This window comes from Peribacillus asahii (assembly GCF_004006295.1).
GTDB classification, from domain to species: domain Bacteria; phylum Bacillota; class Bacilli; order Bacillales; family DSM-1321; genus Peribacillus; species Peribacillus asahii_A.
The window spans coordinates 261,947-282,500 of sequence record NZ_CP026095.1 but is presented as its reverse complement, the minus strand read 5'-3'; the positions used below and the strand labels follow the sequence as shown (position 1 = coordinate 282,500).

17 protein-coding genes and 1 rRNA gene (1 of these 18 only partly in view) are annotated in these 20,554 nt (G+C 37.7%); 4 read left to right on the top strand and 14 right to left on the bottom strand.

Annotated elements, in window-relative coordinates; translation table 11 throughout:
• Positions 1 to 1,351, bottom strand: a 16S ribosomal RNA gene (locus tag BAOM_RS01540); it reaches 199 nt to the left of the window's first position.
• An 804-nt stretch (positions 1,352 to 2,155) separates the two neighbouring features.
• Here BAOM_RS01540 and BAOM_RS01535 point away from each other — a divergent pair.
• Positions 2,156 to 2,914, top strand: coding sequence for an alpha/beta hydrolase (locus tag BAOM_RS01535; protein WP_127758779.1), 759 nt, complete (start codon positions 2,156 to 2,158; stop codon positions 2,912 to 2,914).
• Between the two features lie 27 nt (positions 2,915 to 2,941).
• On the opposite strand, the gene BAOM_RS01530 is transcribed toward BAOM_RS01535, so the two are convergent.
• Both BAOM_RS01530 and BAOM_RS01525 read right to left on the bottom strand, forming a co-directional pair.
• Positions 2,942 to 4,273 (bottom strand): hemolysin family protein, encoded by a 1,332-nt coding sequence (locus tag BAOM_RS01530; RefSeq protein WP_127758778.1) that lies wholly within the window; start codon positions 4,271 to 4,273, stop codon positions 2,942 to 2,944.
• Positions 4,274 to 4,451: 178 nt separating this feature from the next.
• Positions 4,452 to 4,847 (bottom strand): MerR family transcriptional regulator, encoded by a 396-nt coding sequence (locus tag BAOM_RS01525; protein WP_127758777.1) that lies wholly within the window; start codon positions 4,845 to 4,847, stop codon positions 4,452 to 4,454.
• A gap of 535 nt (positions 4,848 to 5,382) precedes the next feature.
• On the opposite strand from BAOM_RS01525, the gene BAOM_RS01520 reads away from it, so the two are divergent.
• The gene (locus BAOM_RS01520; RefSeq protein ID WP_127758776.1) at positions 5,383 to 5,805 is read left to right on the top strand and encodes a DUF4395 domain-containing protein; all 423 of its coding nucleotides are present in this window, start codon (positions 5,383 to 5,385) and stop codon (positions 5,803 to 5,805) included.
• Positions 5,806 to 5,928: 123 nt separating this feature from the next.
• Positions 5,929 to 7,449, top strand: a complete 1,521-nt coding sequence (locus BAOM_RS01515) for an MDR family MFS transporter (RefSeq protein WP_127758775.1) — start codon at positions 5,929 to 5,931, stop codon at positions 7,447 to 7,449.
• A 270-nt stretch (positions 7,450 to 7,719) separates the two neighbouring features.
• Here the strand turns inward: BAOM_RS01515 and BAOM_RS01510 are convergent, their stop codons facing one another.
• The 7 genes from BAOM_RS01510 to BAOM_RS01480 form a co-directional block, all read right to left on the bottom strand.
• Positions 7,720 to 8,511, bottom strand: a complete 792-nt coding sequence (locus tag BAOM_RS01510) for a DUF4240 domain-containing protein (protein ID WP_127758774.1) — start codon at positions 8,509 to 8,511, stop codon at positions 7,720 to 7,722.
• Between the two features lie 80 nt (positions 8,512 to 8,591).
• Positions 8,592 to 9,173, bottom strand: coding sequence for a peptide deformylase (def, locus tag BAOM_RS01505; protein WP_127762401.1), 582 nt, complete (start codon positions 9,171 to 9,173; stop codon positions 8,592 to 8,594).
• 76 nt (positions 9,174 to 9,249) lie between these two features.
• Positions 9,250 to 11,067, bottom strand: a complete 1,818-nt coding sequence (locus tag BAOM_RS01500; RefSeq protein ID WP_127758773.1) for an ABC transporter ATP-binding protein — start codon at positions 11,065 to 11,067, stop codon at positions 9,250 to 9,252.
• A complete protein-coding gene (locus tag BAOM_RS01495; RefSeq protein WP_127758772.1) occupies positions 11,060 to 12,802 on the bottom strand; it encodes an ABC transporter ATP-binding protein in 1,743 nt (580 codons plus the stop codon). Before BAOM_RS01495 ends, BAOM_RS01500 begins: the two co-directional genes overlap by 8 nt.
• 15 nt (positions 12,803 to 12,817) lie before the next feature.
• Positions 12,818 to 13,273, bottom strand: a complete 456-nt coding sequence (locus BAOM_RS01490; RefSeq protein ID WP_127758771.1) for a PadR family transcriptional regulator — start codon at positions 13,271 to 13,273, stop codon at positions 12,818 to 12,820.
• Between the two features lie 130 nt (positions 13,274 to 13,403).
• On the bottom strand, positions 13,404 to 14,294 hold the full coding sequence (locus BAOM_RS01485) for a peptidylprolyl isomerase (RefSeq protein ID WP_127758770.1): 891 nt from the start codon (positions 14,292 to 14,294) through the stop codon (positions 13,404 to 13,406).
• Between the two features lie 132 nt (positions 14,295 to 14,426).
• The gene (locus BAOM_RS01480) at positions 14,427 to 15,152 is read right to left on the bottom strand and encodes an SH3 domain-containing protein (RefSeq protein WP_127758769.1); all 726 of its coding nucleotides are present in this window, start codon (positions 15,150 to 15,152) and stop codon (positions 14,427 to 14,429) included.
• A gap of 314 nt (positions 15,153 to 15,466) precedes the next feature.
• Between BAOM_RS01480 and BAOM_RS01475 the strand changes: the two genes are divergently transcribed.
• The gene (locus tag BAOM_RS01475) at positions 15,467 to 16,237 is read left to right on the top strand and encodes a TSUP family transporter (protein WP_127758768.1); all 771 of its coding nucleotides are present in this window, start codon (positions 15,467 to 15,469) and stop codon (positions 16,235 to 16,237) included.
• Positions 16,238 to 16,370: 133 nt separating this feature from the next.
• Here the strand turns inward: BAOM_RS01475 and BAOM_RS01470 are convergent, their stop codons facing one another.
• The 4 genes from BAOM_RS01470 to BAOM_RS01455 all read right to left on the bottom strand — a co-directional run bounded on the left by BAOM_RS01470 (position 16,371) and on the right by BAOM_RS01455 (position 20,444).
• Positions 16,371 to 17,771: a protoporphyrinogen oxidase gene (locus tag BAOM_RS01470; RefSeq protein WP_127758767.1), complete on the bottom strand. Its 1,401-nt coding sequence runs from the start codon at positions 17,769 to 17,771 to the stop codon at positions 16,371 to 16,373.
• Between the two features lie 123 nt (positions 17,772 to 17,894).
• Positions 17,895 to 19,028, bottom strand: a complete 1,134-nt coding sequence (locus BAOM_RS01465) for an MGDG synthase family glycosyltransferase (protein WP_127758766.1) — start codon at positions 19,026 to 19,028, stop codon at positions 17,895 to 17,897.
• A 103-nt stretch (positions 19,029 to 19,131) separates the two neighbouring features.
• Entirely contained in the window at positions 19,132 to 19,737 is a 606-nt protein-coding gene (locus tag BAOM_RS01460) for a DedA family protein (RefSeq protein ID WP_127758765.1), read from the bottom strand.
• Positions 19,734 to 20,444 (bottom strand): polysaccharide deacetylase family protein, encoded by a 711-nt coding sequence (locus tag BAOM_RS01455; RefSeq protein ID WP_127758764.1) that lies wholly within the window; start codon positions 20,442 to 20,444, stop codon positions 19,734 to 19,736. The genes BAOM_RS01460 and BAOM_RS01455 overlap by 4 nt, the downstream gene beginning before the upstream one ends.
• Between the last annotated feature and the right edge of the window lie 110 nt (positions 20,445 to 20,554).

Genomic DNA, 20,554 nt, shown 5'->3' with positions numbered 1-20,554 from the left:
CGATTCCGGCTTCATGTAGGCGAGTTGCAGCCTACAATCCGAACTGAGAATGGCTTTATGAGATTCGCTTACCCTCGCGGGTTCGCAGCTCTTTGTACCATCCATTGTAGCACGTGTGTAGCCCAGGTCATAAGGGGCATGATGATTTGACGTCATCCCCACCTTCCTCCGGTTTGTCACCGGCAGTCACCTTAGAGTGCCCAACTGAATGCTGGCAACTAAGATCAAGGGTTGCGCTCGTTGCGGGACTTAACCCAACATCTCACGACACGAGCTGACGACAACCATGCACCACCTGTCACTCTGTCCCCCGAAGGGGAACGCCCTATCTCTAGGGTTGGCAGAGGATGTCAAGACCTGGTAAGGTTCTTCGCGTTGCTTCGAATTAAACCACATGCTCCACCGCTTGTGCGGGCCCCCGTCAATTCCTTTGAGTTTCAGCCTTGCGGCCGTACTCCCCAGGCGGAGTGCTTAATGCGTTAGCTGCAGCACTAAAGGGCGGAAACCCTCTAACACTTAGCACTCATCGTTTACGGCGTGGACTACCAGGGTATCTAATCCTGTTTGCTCCCCACGCTTTCGCGCCTCAGCGTCAGTTACAGACCAGAGAGTCGCCTTCGCCACTGGTGTTCCTCCACATCTCTACGCATTTCACCGCTACACGTGGAATTCCACTCTCCTCTTCTGCACTCAAGTCCCCCAGTTTCCAATGACCCTCCACGGTTGAGCCGTGGGCTTTCACATCAGACTTAAAGGACCGCCTGCGCGCGCTTTACGCCCAATAATTCCGGACAACGCTTGCCACCTACGTATTACCGCGGCTGCTGGCACGTAGTTAGCCGTGGCTTTCTGGTTAGGTACCGTCAAGGTACGAGCAGTTACTCTCGTACTTGTTCTTCCCTAACAACAGAGCTTTACGACCCGAAGGCCTTCTTCGCTCACGCGGCGTTGCTCCGTCAGACTTTCGTCCATTGCGGAAGATTCCCTACTGCTGCCTCCCGTAGGAGTCTGGGCCGTGTCTCAGTCCCAGTGTGGCCGATCACCCTCTCAGGTCGGCTACGCATCGTCGCCTTGGTGAGCCGTTACCTCACCAACTAGCTAATGCGCCGCGGGTCCATCTGTAAGTGATAGCCGAAACCATCTTTCCATCTTCTCTCATGCGAGAAAAGAAACTATCCGGTATTAGCTCCGGTTTCCCGAAGTTATCCCAGTCTTACAGGCAGGTTACCCACGTGTTACTCACCCGTCCGCCGCTAATCTCCGGGAGCAAGCTCCCATTGATTCGCTCGACTTGCATGTATTAGGCACGCCGCCAGCGTTCGTCCTGAGCCAGGATCAAACTCTCCGATAGAATTTGACTTGCTCATGTTGCACTTTTTTATAGTGTGTGCTCACTTCAAAAATTAACGTTGGCGCTTTGTTTTGTTCAGTTTTCAAAGAGCAATCTTTCAACTTTTTCATCTTAGCATAAGATTGAATAGTTGTCAACTTCTACGAAGTTTTAAACTAATTTTTAATCGCTGTTTTTTCAGCGACTAATTCATCTTAACATTTTCAAAATCAAAAGTCAATTTCTTTTTTAAATTGTTTTTTCTATGTTTTGTTTCCTTGTTGCTTTATCTATATTAAAGCTTAAAAACATATAAGTCAACCTACTTTTAAATTTAATAGCATTTATAGGATGTACCTAAAAAGATTCCTCCTTATTAGCACTCCACTTCTATAAATCCAACTTAACACAACTAAGTAATGAAAGAACAGATTTCTAACTATCTTTACACCTCCTTTCCGTTTCCCTTAAGATCTCTTACAACTTACCTTTATATGAAGATAACAACCCATTTACAGCTTCCTCTATTCAAAAAACTTTTTACTTTCTATAATCACATTGCCTCTCCCTTAAAACCTTTTGAATAATCCTCCCTAACATCTAAAGTAATCCAACCCTTTACTCATCGTCATCATTCTTTTTTCATTTAACCTTCACTCTCCCCTCAACATAAAAAAACCATTATTAAACCTATTAGAAAATTAAGTTGACATTCATATATGATTTATGATAATTTTATACCAAGTAAACTAATATGATTAATTAACTTTTGATTTTTCTTAAACATAATATAGACATAATCATTTATAAAAGGAGGCTTTACTAATGACAAAATTATACGTACGTTCAGGAGCAGAGTCATTTTTTCTACCGGGCAACTCAACAGGTATTCTAATATGCCATGGTTTTAATGGAACTCCACAAAGTGTGCGGTATTTGGGTGAGGAGTTTGCTGCTCATGGATATACAGTATATGCTCCAAGATTAACAGGACACGGAACACATGTAAATGAAATGGAGGAAGCTACATACTTAGATTGGATAGACGACTTGCACGAAGCCTATCTTCTATTAAAACAAACTTGTCATTCTATCTTTGTCATTGGCCAATCTATGGGTGGCGCGCTTGCCCTGCATTTAGCTACTAAGGAGACGTTTGATGGGGTGCTCACCATTAATGCCGCTCTTTCTGTTCCTGAATACGAGGTATTAGCTAATCAAGTACAACCTCGATTTATCACGGAAGGAAAACCAGATATTAAGGACCCAGAAGCAGCAGAAATCACTTATGAACAAGTCCCATTAAAAGCGGTCTTTCAATTACTTAATATCATGAAAGTAGTCAAACAGGAGCTTCCAAAAGTCAAATGCCCAAGCATGCTCTTTGTATCTCCAGAAGATCACGTTGTACCTGCACAATGTACTGATGATATTTATAACTCTGTATCAGCATCACACAAAGAAAAGGTTATCTTACCGAATTCTTATCATGTTGCTTCATTAGATTATGATAAAGATAAGATTGTCGAGCGTGCTGTAAACTTCATTCAAACTCATACAAAGAATGCTATTGTCGCTTCTTAAAATTAAGAAATAGGAAAAAACCGGGAGCTATTCGCTCTCGGTTTTCTGTATAATCGGTATAGTTGATACTTTCTTGACTTCCACATATAACACGTGATGGCCATCCATTTCTTTAACAATAAACTCATAACCATCAGCCTCTCGTTTATCCCCGACAGCCACTTCGTATTTTCCTGTTAAGATCCAACCGCCCAGCGTATCAACATCATCCTCTATGAGTTCGATAGCTAACGTATCATTCACATCTTCAATTAGAGTTTTCGCATCAAAGATATAATGATTGTCGTTAATCTTCTGAATAAGTGGGCGTTCGTCTTGGTCAAACTCATCGCGAATATCACCTACAATTTCTTCTAAAATATCTTCGACGGTTACAAGACCCGCTGTTCCACCATATTCATCAGATAAAATCGCCATATGAATTCGCTCTTTTTGCATTTTAAGCAATAAATCGTGAATCGGAATGGTTTCGAGTACTCGAATGATTGGCGTAATAAAAGAATCGACTGTTAACTCAGTAACATTCTCCTCTGTAATAGTAGCCGTATACAAACGTTTAATATTGACCATCCCAATAACGTTATCTTTATCCCCATCAGTTACCGGATAACGAGTAAATTGTTCTTCTTGAATTAACTCAACTACATCCAGTAATCGCATGCCTTTTTCAATTACGACCATCTCCGTACGAGGAACCATAATTTCATTAGCGATTCGTTCATCGAATTCGAAGATTTGATTCACGTACTTATATTCTGATTGATTAATTTCACCGCTTTTATAGCTTTCCGATAAAATAATGCGCAACTCTTCTTCCGAATGGGCCTCTTCCCCTTCTGATACTGGTTTCATCCCAAAAGCACTCGTTAACAAACGAGCAGAACCATTTAGCACCCAAATAAATGGATACATTATGCGGTAAAACCAGATTAATGGCTTAGAAAACATTAGCGTAACCGTTTCTGCCTTTTGAATCGCGACCGTTTTTGGTGCTAATTCCCCAACAACTACGTGTAAAAAAGTAACCGATGCAAACGCAATGACAAAAGAAAGGATATGACTAACAGAAGCATCAATTCCCCATTTGTTAAAAACTGGATGAAGCAAAGCTTCTACAGTCGGTTCCCCTAGCCAACCAAGTCCTAACGCTGTAACCGTAATCCCTAACTGACAGGCCGATAAATATTCATCTAAATGTGATGTAACTCTCTTAGCGGCGACAGCATTTTTATGTCCATCTTCTATTAATTGATTAATACGAGAACTTCTCACTTTTACAATGGCAAATTCAGAAGCCACAAAAAAAGCGGTTAAAGCAATTAAAAAGGCTACTGCTAATAATTTTATCGTAATGTCCAATATGTGCGGGGTATATCAAGCGTCTAAAGCTATGACGGTTGACGGTCCCAAGCACCTCCTATTTTCAACATTTTTTAATGATTTACAGCTTTTGTTGAAGAAATCGAGGTCTGTTAAATCCAAAACCATTGTTCATAATATGCTCTTTGAGCAGAAGAAATATGGGGTATAAATTTGCTTAAACGAGCAAAACTAATAAAGATTGAATTAACGTCATGCTTTCATGAGAAATCTGCTTCTTTAATAGCCGTTCATTTTTCTTATCTTTCTTGATTAAATCCAGTACTTCTTGCAATTCCTCATTTAAGCCATTCAGCTTTTCTTTTAACTGCACCCCTGCTTCTTCTATATCTAGCGTGTTATGCTCTGGTTGTAGTAAGCATTCTCTGATTTCTTCAAGTGAGTAGTGTTTTTCTTTATAGGCAATAATCCGGCGCAACCGTTCTAACTGTTGTTTATGATAGTAACGGTAATTAGAAGGGGAACGTTCCGCTTCTAACAAACCAATATTGGTATAATAATCAACAGTTCGTTTCGTTACATTCGCCAACTGCGCTAACTCTCCAATTTTCAATGTCTCGTTCCCAACGTAATCCCTCCTAAACCGTCACGTGATAGTTTGTTTATCGTAACGTAAATTTCCCTACATATATATCATATAATGTTTGGGTTAGATTGAAAAATATTTGTTACTATTTTAAACATCCTCTTAACTTCCTCATAGTTTTGCTTATCGGCCTTATACGGCTGCTATATCGAAGAGATGGTATGCATTATATAAAAAACCGATTATTTTCTATAATCGGCATAGACAGCTTTATATAAATAATCGTTAATTTTTTGCTTTAACGTACGAACTAGCAACAATTTTTGGACCGCATTGACATAGGATGGAATGTTTTAATTTCTTGATTGGCGCTCCACATGATCCACAGATTTTCACAGTCAACCGAATGTCCCCTTTCAAACATGATATACTATCTATTATACAACACCTTATTCAATAATCAATACTAAATTAAAATTATTATAATTAAGTTAAATTCTTTAACTTAATATGCGTTTTATTATAAAATTAAATAAAACTTATATGGAAAGTTGGCTTTACGATGAACAAAGTTCGGTCTATTCCTCGTCCATTAGTAAGAGCAAATCAATGGATGATTTTTGGAAGTGCTATTTTAACACTTATAACGAAACAAGAATGGATTTTAGCCATTCCATTAATTGCTTGCCTGCTTGGTTTATTTTTTGATTTTAATCCTGTTATGCGATTCGCAAAACTGTTCTTACGCAAAAAACCTTCAGAATATATTCCTGAAGATTACGACCAACAAAAATTCAATTCTATGATTGCCATTTCTTGCTTAAGTCTTGGCTTACTTAGTTTTTTATTAGATTGGACACTCAGTGCCTATGTCTTCACAATCATGGTCGGCATCGCCTCATTTGTAGCCATTCTTGGATTCTGTGTTGGCTGCTTTATTCACTACCAGTGGAAACAGTTCACTTATCGTCGTTCTTTAAAATAGCCTTTATAGAACGAAACGAGTCTGACGAATTAAGTCAGACTCGTTTCGTTTATATGTAACCATGCTCCAAGTTTTTCATTTTGGCTCATGAACATGTATGATGGAAGAAAAGGGGGACAAAACATGGATTCAACAAAAAATCAAAAGTTCATTGTCGCTGGCCTATTACTTGCCATTTTAATGGCCTCAATGGACAACACGATTGTTGCTACAGCTATGGGAACCATTGTTTCAGACTTAGGTGGATTCGATAAATTTGTATGGGTCACATCGGCTTATATGGTAGCAACGATGGCTAGTATGCCGATTTTCGGCAAACTATCCGACATGTATGGAAGAAAACGTTTCTTCCTATTCGGACTCGCCTTGTTCTTACTTGGTTCCGCTCTATGCGGGATGGCAAATAGCATTGTTCAATTGAGCGTCTTTCGTGCTATTCAAGGGATTGGCGGGGGGGCATTAATGCCAATTGCCTTCACAATCGTGTTTGACATCTTCCCTCCTGACAAACGTGGAAAAATGACGGGGCTATTAGGGGCGGTTTTTGGGTTATCGAGCGTACTTGGCCCATTGTTAGGAGCGTATATTACCGAATACGCTAGCTGGCACTGGATTTTTTATGTCAATATTCCAATTGGAATTGTGTCTTTATTTCTTGTTTTACGTTTCTATCAAGAATCACCAAATCACATGGAACAAAAAATCGACTGGGGCGGTGCTGCAACGCTTGTCATCGCGGTCGTAAGTTTAATGTTTGCACTCGAACTTGGCGGCGGAGAATACGCTTGGGATTCTGTCCAAATTATCGGATTGTTAGCTAGTGCAGCTATTTTCTTAGCTCTTTTCTTCTTCTTTGAAAAGCATGCGAAAGATCCAATTATTTCATTTTGGATGTTTAAAAAACGAATATTTGCTACAGCTCAAATTTTAAGTATTCTTTACGGCGGAACGTTTATTATTTTAACCGTTTACACACCTATTTTTGTGCAAGCCGTTTATGGAGGAACCGCTACAAACGCGGGTCTAATCTTAACACCAATGATGCTTGGTTCCGTCGTCAGCAGTACCATCGGAGGGATTTTCCAAACAAAAGTAGGTTTTCGCAAGCTAATGATTATTTCGTTCGTTACCTTCTTTACAGGTATGCTGCTTCTTGGAACATTGACGCCCGATACAAGTCGTGCATTATTGACGATGTACTTAATTCTAACGGGAATAGGAGTTGGGTTTTCCTTTTCATTATTACCGATTGCTTCGATTGATGAATTGGATGCACGCCACCGTGGTATGGCGACATCAACGAACTCCTTCCTTCGTTCTTTTGGCATGACACTCGGCATTACGATTTTTGGAGCGATTCAAAACAATGCATTTACAAATAAAATCACCGAAGCCTTTAAAGATAGCAGTCAAGGTTTTAATCCTTCGCTCATCAATATGGATGACCCAAAACAATTATTCCAATCTGATACACGCGCACAAATTCCTGACTTTGTGCTTGAAAAAATTGTGCAGGCCATGTCTAATTCGATTACGTTCACGTTTACGTTGGCTCTTATTCCAATTGCCATTGCAGCCGGGGTTATTCTATTCATCAAAAAATCGCAGACTGAAGTCTCACAGGATACTGTGACTACAAAATAAGAAATATATCGCTTTATTCCAAAGGTTTTGTTAATGAATATTGTTGATTTAACGCTATTTAACAGGACCTGTATAAAAAAACATCGCCCCCACTTAGCAAAGCTTAAAGTGGGGGCTTAACTTGCTGTTAATTCGCAATAAAAATCTTCACACCTAGCGTTTCTTCTTTAAATGATTTATCTAAGTACCTTCTCCCCTATCCTCTCTCTTTCGTATTATGACTATCCATACAAAAAGGGGAAAGTTACTAATGAAATGATATCTCTTAACTTAACAATCTAGCGGCCTTTCCCCATAGGCCGCCCATAACGCTGGAAATTTGTTACGCAACCCTTCTTCATCATCCTCATCCCAGTCAAATTCAATTTCTGGTTGGATAAAATCATCATTTGTTAGTTGCTCGTATAGCTTATAATACTCCTCATCATCCAAGCCCGTCTTCTCTTCATAGGCTGAACTTGCAACAAACAACAGTTCTTCTAGCTGAGGTATTTCTTCTTGCTCTTCTAACAACTTAAAATAAGGCAGCAAGGTTTCAGGATTTTCTATCGCTGCCCCATACTCATCCTTTCCTAAATACAGCAACCATGCTCCGAAATAATCAAAGCAATCATCTGAACAGCCTCCCATCACAATATAAGCAGCTGCCCATAAATGAGATGTATATGACTTGGCGTAATATCTATTAAAGATAAAATCAAACTTGATAATATCTTTAACGGGTTTTCTCGACAAATGAGTAATTAACCACTCTATTTGTTCCTCTATATCTTCTCCTTTTTCTTTGCATTTCTCCAACAGCTCCCAAAAATATTCATCTGTCATTGAACTTTCTTTTACAATCTGATGTGATGACTGTGCAAATACATACCCTTTTTTTAATTTAGATTGAATCAGTTTCTCTCCTTCTCGTCGACAGACCTCTTCCGATTCAAATTCTTTCGTTTTCACCGATCCAACCGTACCAACTTTTCCATATGCCACAGCAAATGAATTTCCTACTATTCGAATTTTCCAAAACTTATTAGACGAACCTTCATTATAAATAAGTAAGGTTTCCAAATACTATACAGCTCCTTTACATTATTTCCAGATGGAACATATAAGAGAAAGGCAAAGTCATTCCTGACTTTGCCTTTTTCTTATATCAAACTTTTAATATCTATATTTTCCGGAAGCTTAAACGGATTGTCTTTATTGATATGATCATAAAACATCACACCATTTAAGTGGTCAAATTCATGTTGAAAAACAATCGCAGCAAATCCTTTTAAGCGAAGTTCGATTTCTTGCCCATCTAGATTAATCGCCTTTACCTTTACTCTCTCATAACGCGGCACATAGCCTGTAACTTCACGCTCAACAGATAAACAGCCCTCACCTTGTGGCAAATATGTCATTGCAGCAGAGTGGCTAACGATTTTCGGATTAATTATCGCTTCTTCATATAATTTACCTTTTTCATCTTCAAAGTACATCACAAACATCCGTTTATTTAACCCAATTTGATTAGCCGACAAACCGACACCTTCACGCAGCTTATATTTCTTCGCTAGTTTAGGATCCTGACTATTCTTTATAAATTGCATCATGCACAGCAATGTTTCTCGATCTTCTTCTGAAAGAGGCACGTTCACCTCTTCTGTCACTGTTCGTAAAAGCGGATGGCCTTCTTGAACAATATCTTTCATTGTCAATATATAATCTTTTGTAAATTTACTCATCATTCATCTGCCTTTTCAAAGTTTCCTTATCTCCACTTTAGCATGTGTTTTTATATGCGTGCAAATGATTCTCCAATCAAATATTAAACTGGCTATCATACAACTCATAATAAAATCCTCGCTGCCCCATTAACTCCATATGAGACCCCGCTTCAATAATCGTTCCATCCTTAATCACTAAGATTCGATCTGCATTTTCAATTGTCTTTAAGCGATGAGCAATCACAAAACTTGTTCGCCCTTTTGTTAAATGATGGATACCTTTTTGAATTTCAATTTCCGTAAGTGTATCAATGCTCGATGTTGCTTCATCAAGTATTAAAATATCTGAATCTGCTAAAATCGCACGGGCAATAGCTAATAATTGCTTTTGTCCCTGACTTAAGTTCGACCCTCCTGATGTAATAGGTGTGTCATATTGCTGTGGCAAATGTTTAATAAAGGAATGTGCCGAAGCCATTTTTGCTGCTTCTATTACTTCTTGATCGGTTGCTTGCAGGCGTCCGTAGCGAATATTCTCCATAATGGTTCCCGAAAATAAAAATGTATCTTGAAGTACGATACCAATCTTCTTCCGCAATGCACTCATTTGATAGTCTTTAATATTCCGGCCATCAATCATAATTTCACCTGCATTAATATCATAGAAACGAGATAACAAATTAATGATGGTTGTTTTCCCAGACCCCGTTGGACCAACAAGAGCAATCGTCTCTCCTGCTTTTGCTGAAAACGTAATATCCTTTAATATTTGTTTATCTTCACTATAACGAAAGTCCACCTGTTTAAATTCCACATCGCCTTTAAACGAAGAGACCGTAAGCGCATTTGGTTTATCTTGTAAATCGGGTGTTTCATCCATAATTTCGAATACTCGCTCTGCCCCAGCAATGGCGGATTGAAATGTATTTAATACATTCGAAAGCTGGTTAATTGGGCGAAAAAATTGCCGCGAATAAGTTACAAAAGCAGCGATGATTCCGACTGTTGCTAAACCGTGAAGTGTCATCAAAGCACCGATTCCAATGACTAAAGAAAGTCCTAATGTGTTAATAAAGTTATTAATTGGCCCAAGAAATCCTGACACCGTATCCGCCGCTCTTGCCGAATGCCGTAATCTATGATTAATGCTCGAGAATTTAGTAAAAACCTGCTCTTCCTTCCCAAACAGTGTAATCACTTCCATCCCGGAAATGGATTCTTCAATAAAGCCGTTTAACTCTCCTAAGTCGCGCTGCCTTTTAATGAAATTACTACTGCTATACGTAATCACTTTTTTCGTTGTGTAAATCATCAACGGAATAACAAGCAACGCTACGATAGCCAGCACCCAATTTAATGAAAACATGGCAATGATTACACCAGATGCCATCAAAATGGTAGACACAATTTGACTCACACTTTGACTTAACGCTTGATTCAAATTATCGATATCATTTGTTACCCGGCTCATTAGGTCACCATGTGCTCTTTTATCAAAAAAACGAAGTGACAGCGTTTGAAATTTATTAAATAAATCTTGTCGCATGACTTGAATCGTTCTCAATGACACATTCACCATTAAAAATGTTTGCAGCCATGTAAATACCGCTGCTGCTGTATAAATACCAACAAGCAGAAGCAACATTCGCAATGTCCCGTTCATATCTCTTGGCATAATGTATTCATCAATAATGATGCCAATTAAATAAGGAGCACATAAGCTTAATAAAGTTGAAAGAATAACAAATATAATAGAAGCTATTAAACTCCATTTCTCCTTTTTCATGTAGCGCCAAATACGCAGTAAAGTCCCTTTTTTATCTTTCGCTTTTACGACCGGGCCACCAAATCCACGTGGACCACGTGCTCGTGCTACTGCATTTTCTGCGTCAGCTGATGAGGTCTTATTCATAATTCAGGACCTCCTTCCCGCTTTGAGTACGATAGATTTCACGATAAACCAAACTCTTCATAAGCAATTCATCATGTGTTCCACTCGCTTCAATCATCCCATCTTCCAGCACCAATATTTGATCACAATCGATAATAGAAGAAATTTTAGAAGCAATCAAAAATACCGTCGTATCTGGAAATTGTTTCTTTAATGCTTGCTGCACCTCTGCTTCAGACTTTGCATCGAGTGCTGATGTCGAATCATCTAATAATAAAATGTTCGGTTTCCGAATTAAAGCACGGGCAATTGATAAGCGTTGCTTTTGCCCACCTGATAAATTGGTCGCCCCTTGCATCAATGTATAATCGTAGGTACCGTCCAATTTATGAATAAATTCACTTGCAGCCGCTAGTTTGGCCGCTTTCTCCATTTCCAAAGCTGTTACATGTTCTTTTCCATATCGCATATTGTCCTCAATGGTTCCAGAAAACAAAGTCGCTTTTTGAGGTACAAACCCGATTGCTGAACGAATCGTTTCAAGTGAATGATTCCTCAAATCAATTCCATCAATAAGAATCATACCTGAATCTGGGTCATACAACCGTGGAAGTAACTTAAGAAGCGTTGTTTTCCCACTACCTGTTGATCCAATAATCCCGATTTTCTGACCTGGTTTCGCATGGAAAGAAATATTCTTCAATACATATTCTCCATTTTTACTATAACTGTAGTGAACATTACAGAACTCTACCTCTCCTCGAATCTCCGAAACAGGCGCTTGTTCTTCTGGATTTTGAATATCAATAGGTGTTTCAAGCACTTGTGTAATCCGGTCAGCCGATGGGAAAGAACGCGTAATTTGCATTAACACATGTGTCATGCTCATTAAACCGTTCATAATAATGTGAAGATAATTAATAAAAGCAAGAATCATCCCGACTTGAATAACCCCTTGATTTACTTGAATTGCACCTAACCACATTCCTGCAACAATCGCTATATTAACAACAAACATCGTAATCGGCATAAGCGATACAATTATTTGCTCAGCAGAAAAATTACGTTTGGTAAGCATATCATTGACTGTTTTAAAATTATTTTTTTCAAATTCTTCACGATTAAACGCCTTTATGACGCGAATACCTGCTAATGTTTCTTGAAGTTTCACATTAACCTTGTCCATCGCTTCTTGCACTTTTTTGAACAACTGACCCGACTTGACCGAAAACCCAATAATAAGGACCGTCAAAATAGGAATCGCTATTAGTAAAATAGGGAACAGCTCACGTGCCGTCATCCAAACAATGACGATGCTCCCAATAAATAAGAAAGGACCTCGAACAAGAATAAATAATGTCATCCTAATCGCATTTTGAACGGTTGTACTATCATTTGTTACAATCGTAATTAATTTCCCTGTTCCAAATGTATCATGATTCCGGCTAGAAAATTGCTCCGTCTTGCGAAACACATCCTGACGAATATCGGTACCGAAGTATACCGCCGCCTTTGTACTATATATCGAACTCCCCATTCCGCCAATTAAACCAAGAACAGCAGAAATCATCATAAAAATTCCTAGTTTAATAACATAGGCATGATCACCATTGGCAATCCCCGTATCAATCATATGCTGCATCATCGTTGGCTGCAGTAAATCCATTGCTACCTCTAAGCACATAAATAACGGACCTAATATCGCAAACCATTTATAAGGTTTTATGTATACTAATAATTGTTGGAGGGATTTCATTCCACCTCTCCCTTCCTAAAAGTTTTGTAGACGCTTCGTTGCTTCTTGTAAAAAATTAATCAATTCCGGCGCTCGTTTTGGCTGCTGACGAACTGCTTTCATCGCTTTTCGCAGCTGATTTTCAAACTGATTCATCTCACTTTTCAACAATTTCGCTTCATCAGATTGTCGCCACTCGATATGTTCCTGCCAGTGTTCCCAAAAATCGTCTGTCTCTGCCTCACGCCAATTCCGTACCTTCATTTCTCCAGCTTCATTTAAGGTGTACACCTTTTTATCCTTTTCAATCGTACTGTCGATGAAACCTTGATCCATTAGTTCCTGTAAAGCTGGATAAATGGTACCAGCGCTTGCTGAATACAATCCATTTGAGCGCTCCTCTAATTCTTTCATAATTTGATAACCATGCATCTTTCGTATGTTAAGTAACTGCAAAATCGCCATTTGCACAAACCCTCTACGTTTTCCCACTTATTCGCCCTCCTATATCGATAATATTTTAAACGATATATCGGTAATATTCAATCGATATAAATATATGATTGTTCCTCCCTTCGCACAAAAAAAACCCTCGCTATAACAGCGAGGATTCTTCTCTATCTTACTTCTCTTCTTCAAGCTTATTTGTAATTTTATACTCTTCTTCTTTCTTTTGAAGCCATGTAGCGTATTCTGTTTGCAATTTTTCTGTTAATAACGTCTCTTTAATTTGTTCTTCGCTATCTTTTAATGTTGCTTCTTTTGCTTCTTTTTTGTCAGTTACTTTAATGATATGGTAACCGTGTTCAGTTTTAACAGGTTCACTAATTTTACCAACGTCTAGTTTAAAGGCTGCATCTTCGAACTCCGCAACCATTTGCCCTTTGCCAAAGTAACCAAGTGATCCGCCGTTTGCCGCACTGCCTTCATCTGTAGAATATTCTTTAGCAAGCTCCGCAAAATCGCCGCCGTTTTCTAGTTTCTTCAACACTTCTTCTGCAGTTGCTTTATCTTCTACTAAAATGTGGCTCGCTTCTACTTGTTCAGCTTGTCCAAGTGAATCTTTATTTTCCTCAAAATACGTCTTAATCTCTTCATCCGTAATCTTAATACTTGGTTCAATTAATTTTCTTGTTTGTAAGTATTGAACGATATCGTCTTTTAAGTCATCCATAGATGAACCACTAGCTTCTAATTGACCTTTTAATGTTTCTTCATCACCATATTGTTCAATAAGAACATCCAATTCTTTTTGAATATCTTCATCTGATACAGTAACATTTTGTTTCTTTACTTCTAATTCAATCATTCTATTTGTGATCAGTGTATTTAATGTATCTGTTCCGTAGCTTGCCACAAGCTCATCATATAACTCTTCTTTTGTAATTTTACTTCCGTCTACAGTAGCTACTGTTTCATTTTTTGCAGTAGATGTAATCATCGCCACTATGATAAGAGCAGCAATTACGACTGCACCGACTAGCCAAACTGCTAGCTTTGCATTCTTTTTCATTTAGACTCTCCCTTACTTTCTCTTTTTTCTTATCATACCCTTAAATTATTAAAAAATCCTTAATTTCGTCCTAAAAAAACACCGTTTCACCTTCGAAACCGTGTTTCATATGTTTATACGGGCTAATCGGGTTTACCAGGATGTGTGATATACTTTCCAATGAGCCTTCGAATTGGCTTTAGAAAGATAGATTTTTTGTTCAACATTCTCGTATAATTCATCAGCCGGATATTTTTGTGAAACAACTAAATATTCTTTACCATTCTTCTTATAGTAGTTAATTTTAGGGGCTGGTATCTTGTATTTGATTCTTTCATTTTTATCCCATGTAATCCCATACATAATTACATACGCAGGAAAATCTGTCGCTCTCCAACCATATAACCGCTTCCCATTTTTAATTTCCAAAAGCATTAAATCATACTTATATAATTTCTCAATAAAGGCATCTGTAAATCCAGGTGATAAAATAGAGTAAATTTGTTGCTTTGTATAGGAACCCTTTAGACTATTTTGGATTTTAATTACTCTATCCGTAATCTTTTTAGCCTCTGTTTCTGACATCTTCTGATAATATCTTAAGTATTGATTAGATACATATCTTTTTTTACTCTTATAATTAATCTCTGCCCATCCGCTTTTTGTAATAGAATACACCGTTACTTTAGCGTTATCTTTTAAAGAACCAACAATTGTATGAGTTGTACTTGCCCCACTTCTAACATTTAAAACACCTGAAGTAATATCTACATAAGCGACTTTGGTGCTTGCCGCTTGTACATGTGAGGTAGATGCATATGAAAAAACAATCGGTAGAACTAGCAGGATAACTGCTAAACTCTTTAAAACTCTATCCATTGAAATATAAGTCCCCCTTCTCTAAAGTTATCTTTATATTACCATAAATAACCATATTTTCAGTTCTGAACACCTTAACAAACAAAAAATCCCCAAATTAATCAATTAAAAAACAGAGAGTACCCTATTTCACTCCAATAGTACACTCTCTGTTTTTATTTCCTATGCATTTTAAATTCTAAGAAAAGCTCATTACCGAATTAACAATCTCTAAGATTGCTAATGAAACTTTTTCTTATTTACACTCCTTTCCTTTTCCGCTAGTCTTATAACATCAACTAGATATTCCCTTTGAAAGGAAGCGCAAAAAAGTTATGGAAGACATCAATCTCTACACCTTGCTATTTTTAATACTAGCTGGTTTTATCGCTGCATTCATTGACTCAGTTGTAGGAGGCGGCGGGCTCATTTCTATACCCGCTCTACTATTTACAGGACTCCCCCCTTCAACAGCCCTTGCTACAAATAAGCTGGCCAGCTCAATGGGTTCTTTAACAAGTACCCTCGCCTTTATTAAAGCCGGAAAAATAAATTTCAAACTGGTTATAAAGCTATTTCCGCTTACCATTATAGGAGCCATTTTAGGTGCATATGTTGTTCACTTTGTATCCTCTGAAATACTAAAGCCGCTCATACTCGTATTATTAATTATTGTGGCTATTTATACGATTGTAAAAAAAGATTGGGGAAAAGAGGCCGTTTACAAAGGACTAAATTGGAAGAAAGCGACGATTTTTATATTCGCTATATTCGCTATTGGATTTTACGATGGTTTTCTCGGACCTGGCACAGGATCTTTCTTATTATTTGCATTTTTGATGATTGGTTTTGATTTTGTACAGGCAGCCGGGAATGCTAAAATATTAAATTTTGGTAGTAATATCGCTGCACTTATTATTTTTTTAGCTATGGGTTCTGTTAATTTTTCTTATGGAATTCCGATGGGCCTAGCCATGATTGCGGGTGCATTAATTGGTACCAAATTTGCTATTAAAAAAGGCGCTTCATATGTACGCCTCTTATTTATTTTTGTTACCATTTTGTTGATTAGTAAAAATGTTTTGACCTATTTCCATATCATTTAAGCGATTACTATCTAGTGAAAAGGCGTGCGAAACTACGATTTCGTACGCCTTTTCACTAGGCAGCTTTAAGTAAATGTTAGATTGCCATGAAATTGTCGATATACAAAAAACCTATCCAAAATGGATAGGTCTATCATGACTTCATCTGTAAAAGCTCGGTTAATCTTACTGCTGTTTTCTCCCCATTCGCAATACAATCAGGAATTCCCACTCCGAAGTATGAACACCCTGCTAAAAGAATATTCGGATAGCGTGACTTCATTTTTTCTTGGAGTGACTCTACAATTTGATGGTGCGTAATATGATAATTGGGCATATTATTATGCCAATTCGTAATTTCACTTGCCACAGGCTGTCCGGTAATCCCTAGACTATTTCGAATATCAGCTAATGCAACCTCTTCTAATTCAGCTTCGTTCATCTTTCGTAATCGTTCATAATGCGGACTGGAACTTTTATAAAAAAGACGAACTAGCAAATGATGATTCTTTGACGTATGTGACCATTTTCGGCTTGTCCACGTGCAAGCATTGCATATTAAATCACTGCCTTCTGTCGTAATAAAGCCCGTTCCATCTTGTGGTAACTCACTATCCGGCAAATCAAAACCAAGATAAATACTAATCATCGAACTATTTTTGAACTGATTAAACTCTTCGTTCAACTCCTCATTTTGCAGTAACTGTTTCGCTACGGAATCCGGTGTACTTAATACAACATAATCTGCTTCTACTTCTTTATAGTTTGTAAATGTAAGAAGATAACGATCAGATGTTTTTTCAACTTTCTTTGCTTGTACACCTTTAATGATTTCAACAGAGTCCATCAACTCTTCTTCTAGTTGATTAATAATGGTCGATAAACCGTTTTTAAACGATAAAAATTTACGATTGGCTGTGCCTTTAAATTTTTCCTTATTCGCTTCTAGGCCGCGAATGATGCTGCCATATTCATTTTTATAATCAATTAAATAAGGAAGAGTAGAAGCAATCGTTAAATCGTTGAGCTTACCTGAATAAACGCCCGATAATACGGGAGAAATTTGTTTCTCCACCAGCTCTTTGCCAAGAAAATGTTCAAGAAAGGCTCCCACTGAATCATTTTTTGTAAACGTGTCATTCAATGTATAAAAATCCTTTAACGCTTCGACTTTTCCTTCCGCCGAGATTAAAGTCGTTGTCGCTAACGATTCTAAGCTCATTGGAATACCGAACATCGCATCTTCCGGAATCATCTTTAACTCGCTGTCACTATATAAAAAAGATCTTCCCGTCGCATTATAAACGACTTCTTCCTCTAATCCTAACTCTTTAATAAACGGAATAACATTTTCTTTGCGCGTGACAATCGAATCTGCACCCGTTTCGATAATAAACTCTCGATTATGAACAGAACAAATTTTACCGCCTAACTGTTCCTGCGCTTCTATAAGAATCAAACGTACATCTAAATCATTTGCTTTTACCGCTTTTTGCAAATAATGCATCGTAGATAATCCAGTAATTCCGCCACCAATTACAACTACTGTTTTCACTTTTTGACACCTCAATTATGATTAACTTCCTTCATTAAAGTGTACCATAAGCCATTCATAATTATGAACGCACGCAGCTCTTAATATAACGGAAACGAATGAATGTACCAATATTGCCATATATTAAACGACACTGGACGAATCCATTTGCAGACCCATCATGCGTGTGATGACCTCCACCATCCGATCTGGTCCTATTTCTATTCCTTTTTCATAAGTATCAACCGCTAGATTCCAACGCTTCACTTTTTGATTAGTCTTTAATAGACGAAGCAATTGTTTTTCAAATGGTTGATTCTGTTCTAATGTGAAGACAAGCTCTGATTTTGTTAAATAATGAAGGTTTATTTCCTCCTGACCAGGAAGAAAGGAATGCACGATAATCGGCAGTCTTTTTTTTATCGCTTCACTAACAGTCACGCCGCCAGGTTTCGTAACGATGGCATCTACTTGTTCGTATAGTGCATTCATTTCCGTTCTTGACGATACATATGACAATGGTTGAATATGACTGCTATTCCAAGAAAGAATTTCATCATATAGCTTTTGATTCTTTCCACAAAGCACGATAAAATCAAAATACTCAGTACTTTTTAATGCATGAGACAATGTTAACATCCCACCAAGACCGCTATTACCTCCCGCAATTAAAATAATAGGACGATTATTACACTTCTTGAAACGAACTGTTTTCGTAATTTCTTCGTGAACAGGGATCCCTGTTACAACCATACGGTGTTTAGGAACCTGGTTTTTCCTTATCAACTGTTCCTTTACTTCCTGACTAGGGAGAAAATGAAAGTCAATTCCCTCTCTTCCCCATACACTATTAATAAAAAAGTCTGTATACACATTGATAATCGGAACATGACATTTCCCTTGTTTCTTCAGCTGACTAAGAAGATAGGAAGGATACCCATGTGTACATACGATTAAATCAGGTCTTTCGTGCCTTAACAATTGCTCCATTTTTTTCAAAAAGATAAGATTATACCACTTTATCAGTCGAGCATTCGCCCGTGTATCGTAGAAAAAATTTTTGTAGGCAAAGTTATACGTTTCTGGTGCATAGCGAATCCAGCTTAAATAACTGCTCGTCACCACCTTTTCTAAAGATTCATTCGTATAACTTATTAAGTCTATTTTTTTACATATAATTCCGTTCATACGGGCATGTAACATATCTATTAAAGCATCTGCTACTTGATGATGACCTGATTGCATGCGTAAAAGAGGCAAAAACAATATCTTCTTCATCTATTTCAGCTCCGATTCTATAAGAAATTCTTCACAACGATTCACTGAAAATCAGACATTCTTATTTTCAAACCTTTATAATGATCAGTTTACTTCACTTTTTTTACATCCTATCACGATGTTGTAAACGTTTCTTACGTATATACTTCACCAACATATAAATGACAAAAATCGCTAAGAACAGAACCCCTAAATAAGGAACATAAACAGGATTAACATTAAACGTCTGCCCAATATAATACCCCGCCAAAATAAACGGAATAACCCAAAGAAGAGTGCCTAGTAGAGAAAATAGAAAAAATGCGCCAAATGGGATTTTTGCGATGCCGGCAAAATACGGGCTCATTTGGCGAATACCCGGCATATAAAAACCGAATAGAATGGTTTTATAAGCATTTTTGGTATAATTATGTTGGACTTTCTCCCACCTTTCAGAAGTAATACCAACATACTTACCGTATTTATGAATAAAAGGATATCCGATATACCTCCCACATAGAAACGCCGTGAGCATGCCAATAAAAGTACCTAAAAGGGCACATAATACGGCCCAGCCAAATGAAAGTTGATGATGTACAATCAATACACCGATTAAAAAAAGAAGAGATTCTTCCGGAGCAGGAATCCCGACAATCCCAAAGAATAAAAACAGAAAAATAATCAAATATCCGTATAAATCAATATACTGTAAAATTGTTTCGCTATTCATGATATCCTCTTCATTTCATTTAACGTCATAAAGCGTATACCTTTTTCTTTACTTTCGTGTAAATATACCTCTAATTGTTCTAGCATATATCGCGGTGCTTCCTGATCAGCCCCTAACGTTTCCCCGCAGTCATGAAGCAGAAGAATCGAGCCGCGCTCTGTTGCTAATCGCAATTCATTGAGTAAAGTTTGCTGGCAGTTTTTCACTTTCCAATCTCCAAAAATATGCGACCACATAACAATATGGTAGTTTTTACTCAAAAATAGGGTAAACAAATTAAAATGTCCCCATGGAGGTCGGTAAAACGCGACCTTCTCATTCGTACATTCCTTAATAGCTTGTTCCGTTACATATAACTGCCTTCTTAATATAAATGGAGGCATAAGCCAGCTCGATATATGCTGAAAGTGATGAATTCCAATCGTGTGTCCCTCCTGGTGCATCCGCTTCACAAGATCAGAATTACTTTTCACCTTACTTCCTACGACAAAGAAAGAAGCCTTCACCTGATACTTTTTTAACAAATCTAATAATTGCGTTGTATATTCGGGGTTAGGGCCATCATCAAACGTTAAAGCAATCCGATTCTCGCCTTTCACTTTTTGAGTGATTCCCCATCCACATATGCGAATTATGACGGTCGGAATAATAGAGTAAAATAAAAACAATAAACATAACGTACAACTGATTATGACTACAATCTGCATTCCACGCATCCTTCCATCTTCAAAAAATTCACTTATATATTTATACTAAAACTAACTTTCTAAATGTAGCACGATTCCCACCATTTTTTATATATTTTTTTGAAGAAGCA

Bases quoted from the DNA above. Each gene is read 5' to 3' on its own strand.
- BAOM_RS01520 (WP_127758776.1), top strand. From the start codon at position 5,383: ATGAACAAAGTTCGGTCTATTCCTCGTCCATTAGTAAGAGCAAATCAA.
- BAOM_RS01500 (WP_127758773.1), bottom strand. From the start codon at position 11,067: ATGAATAAGACCTCATCAGCTGACGCAGAAAATGCAGTAGCACGAGCA.
- BAOM_RS01465 (WP_127758766.1), bottom strand. From the start codon at position 19,028: ATGAAGAAGATATTGTTTTTGCCTCTTTTACGCATGCAATCAGGTCAT.
- BAOM_RS01485 (WP_127758770.1), bottom strand. From the start codon at position 14,294: ATGAAAAAGAATGCAAAGCTAGCAGTTTGGCTAGTCGGTGCAGTCGTA.
- def (WP_127762401.1), bottom strand. From the start codon at position 9,173: ATGAGTAAATTTACAAAAGATTATATATTGACAATGAAAGATATTGTT.
- BAOM_RS01535 (WP_127758779.1), top strand. From the start codon at position 2,156: ATGACAAAATTATACGTACGTTCAGGAGCAGAGTCATTTTTTCTACCG.
- BAOM_RS01495 (WP_127758772.1), bottom strand. From the start codon at position 12,802: ATGAAATCCCTCCAACAATTATTAGTATACATAAAACCTTATAAATGG.
- BAOM_RS01480 (WP_127758769.1), bottom strand. From the start codon at position 15,152: ATGGATAGAGTTTTAAAGAGTTTAGCAGTTATCCTGCTAGTTCTACCG.
- BAOM_RS01515 (WP_127758775.1), top strand. From the start codon at position 5,929: ATGGATTCAACAAAAAATCAAAAGTTCATTGTCGCTGGCCTATTACTT.
- BAOM_RS01475 (WP_127758768.1), top strand. From the start codon at position 15,467: ATGGAAGACATCAATCTCTACACCTTGCTATTTTTAATACTAGCTGGT.
- BAOM_RS01455 (WP_127758764.1), bottom strand. From the start codon at position 20,444: ATGCAGATTGTAGTCATAATCAGTTGTACGTTATGTTTATTGTTTTTA.
- BAOM_RS01460 (WP_127758765.1), bottom strand. From the start codon at position 19,737: ATGAATAGCGAAACAATTTTACAGTATATTGATTTATACGGATATTTG.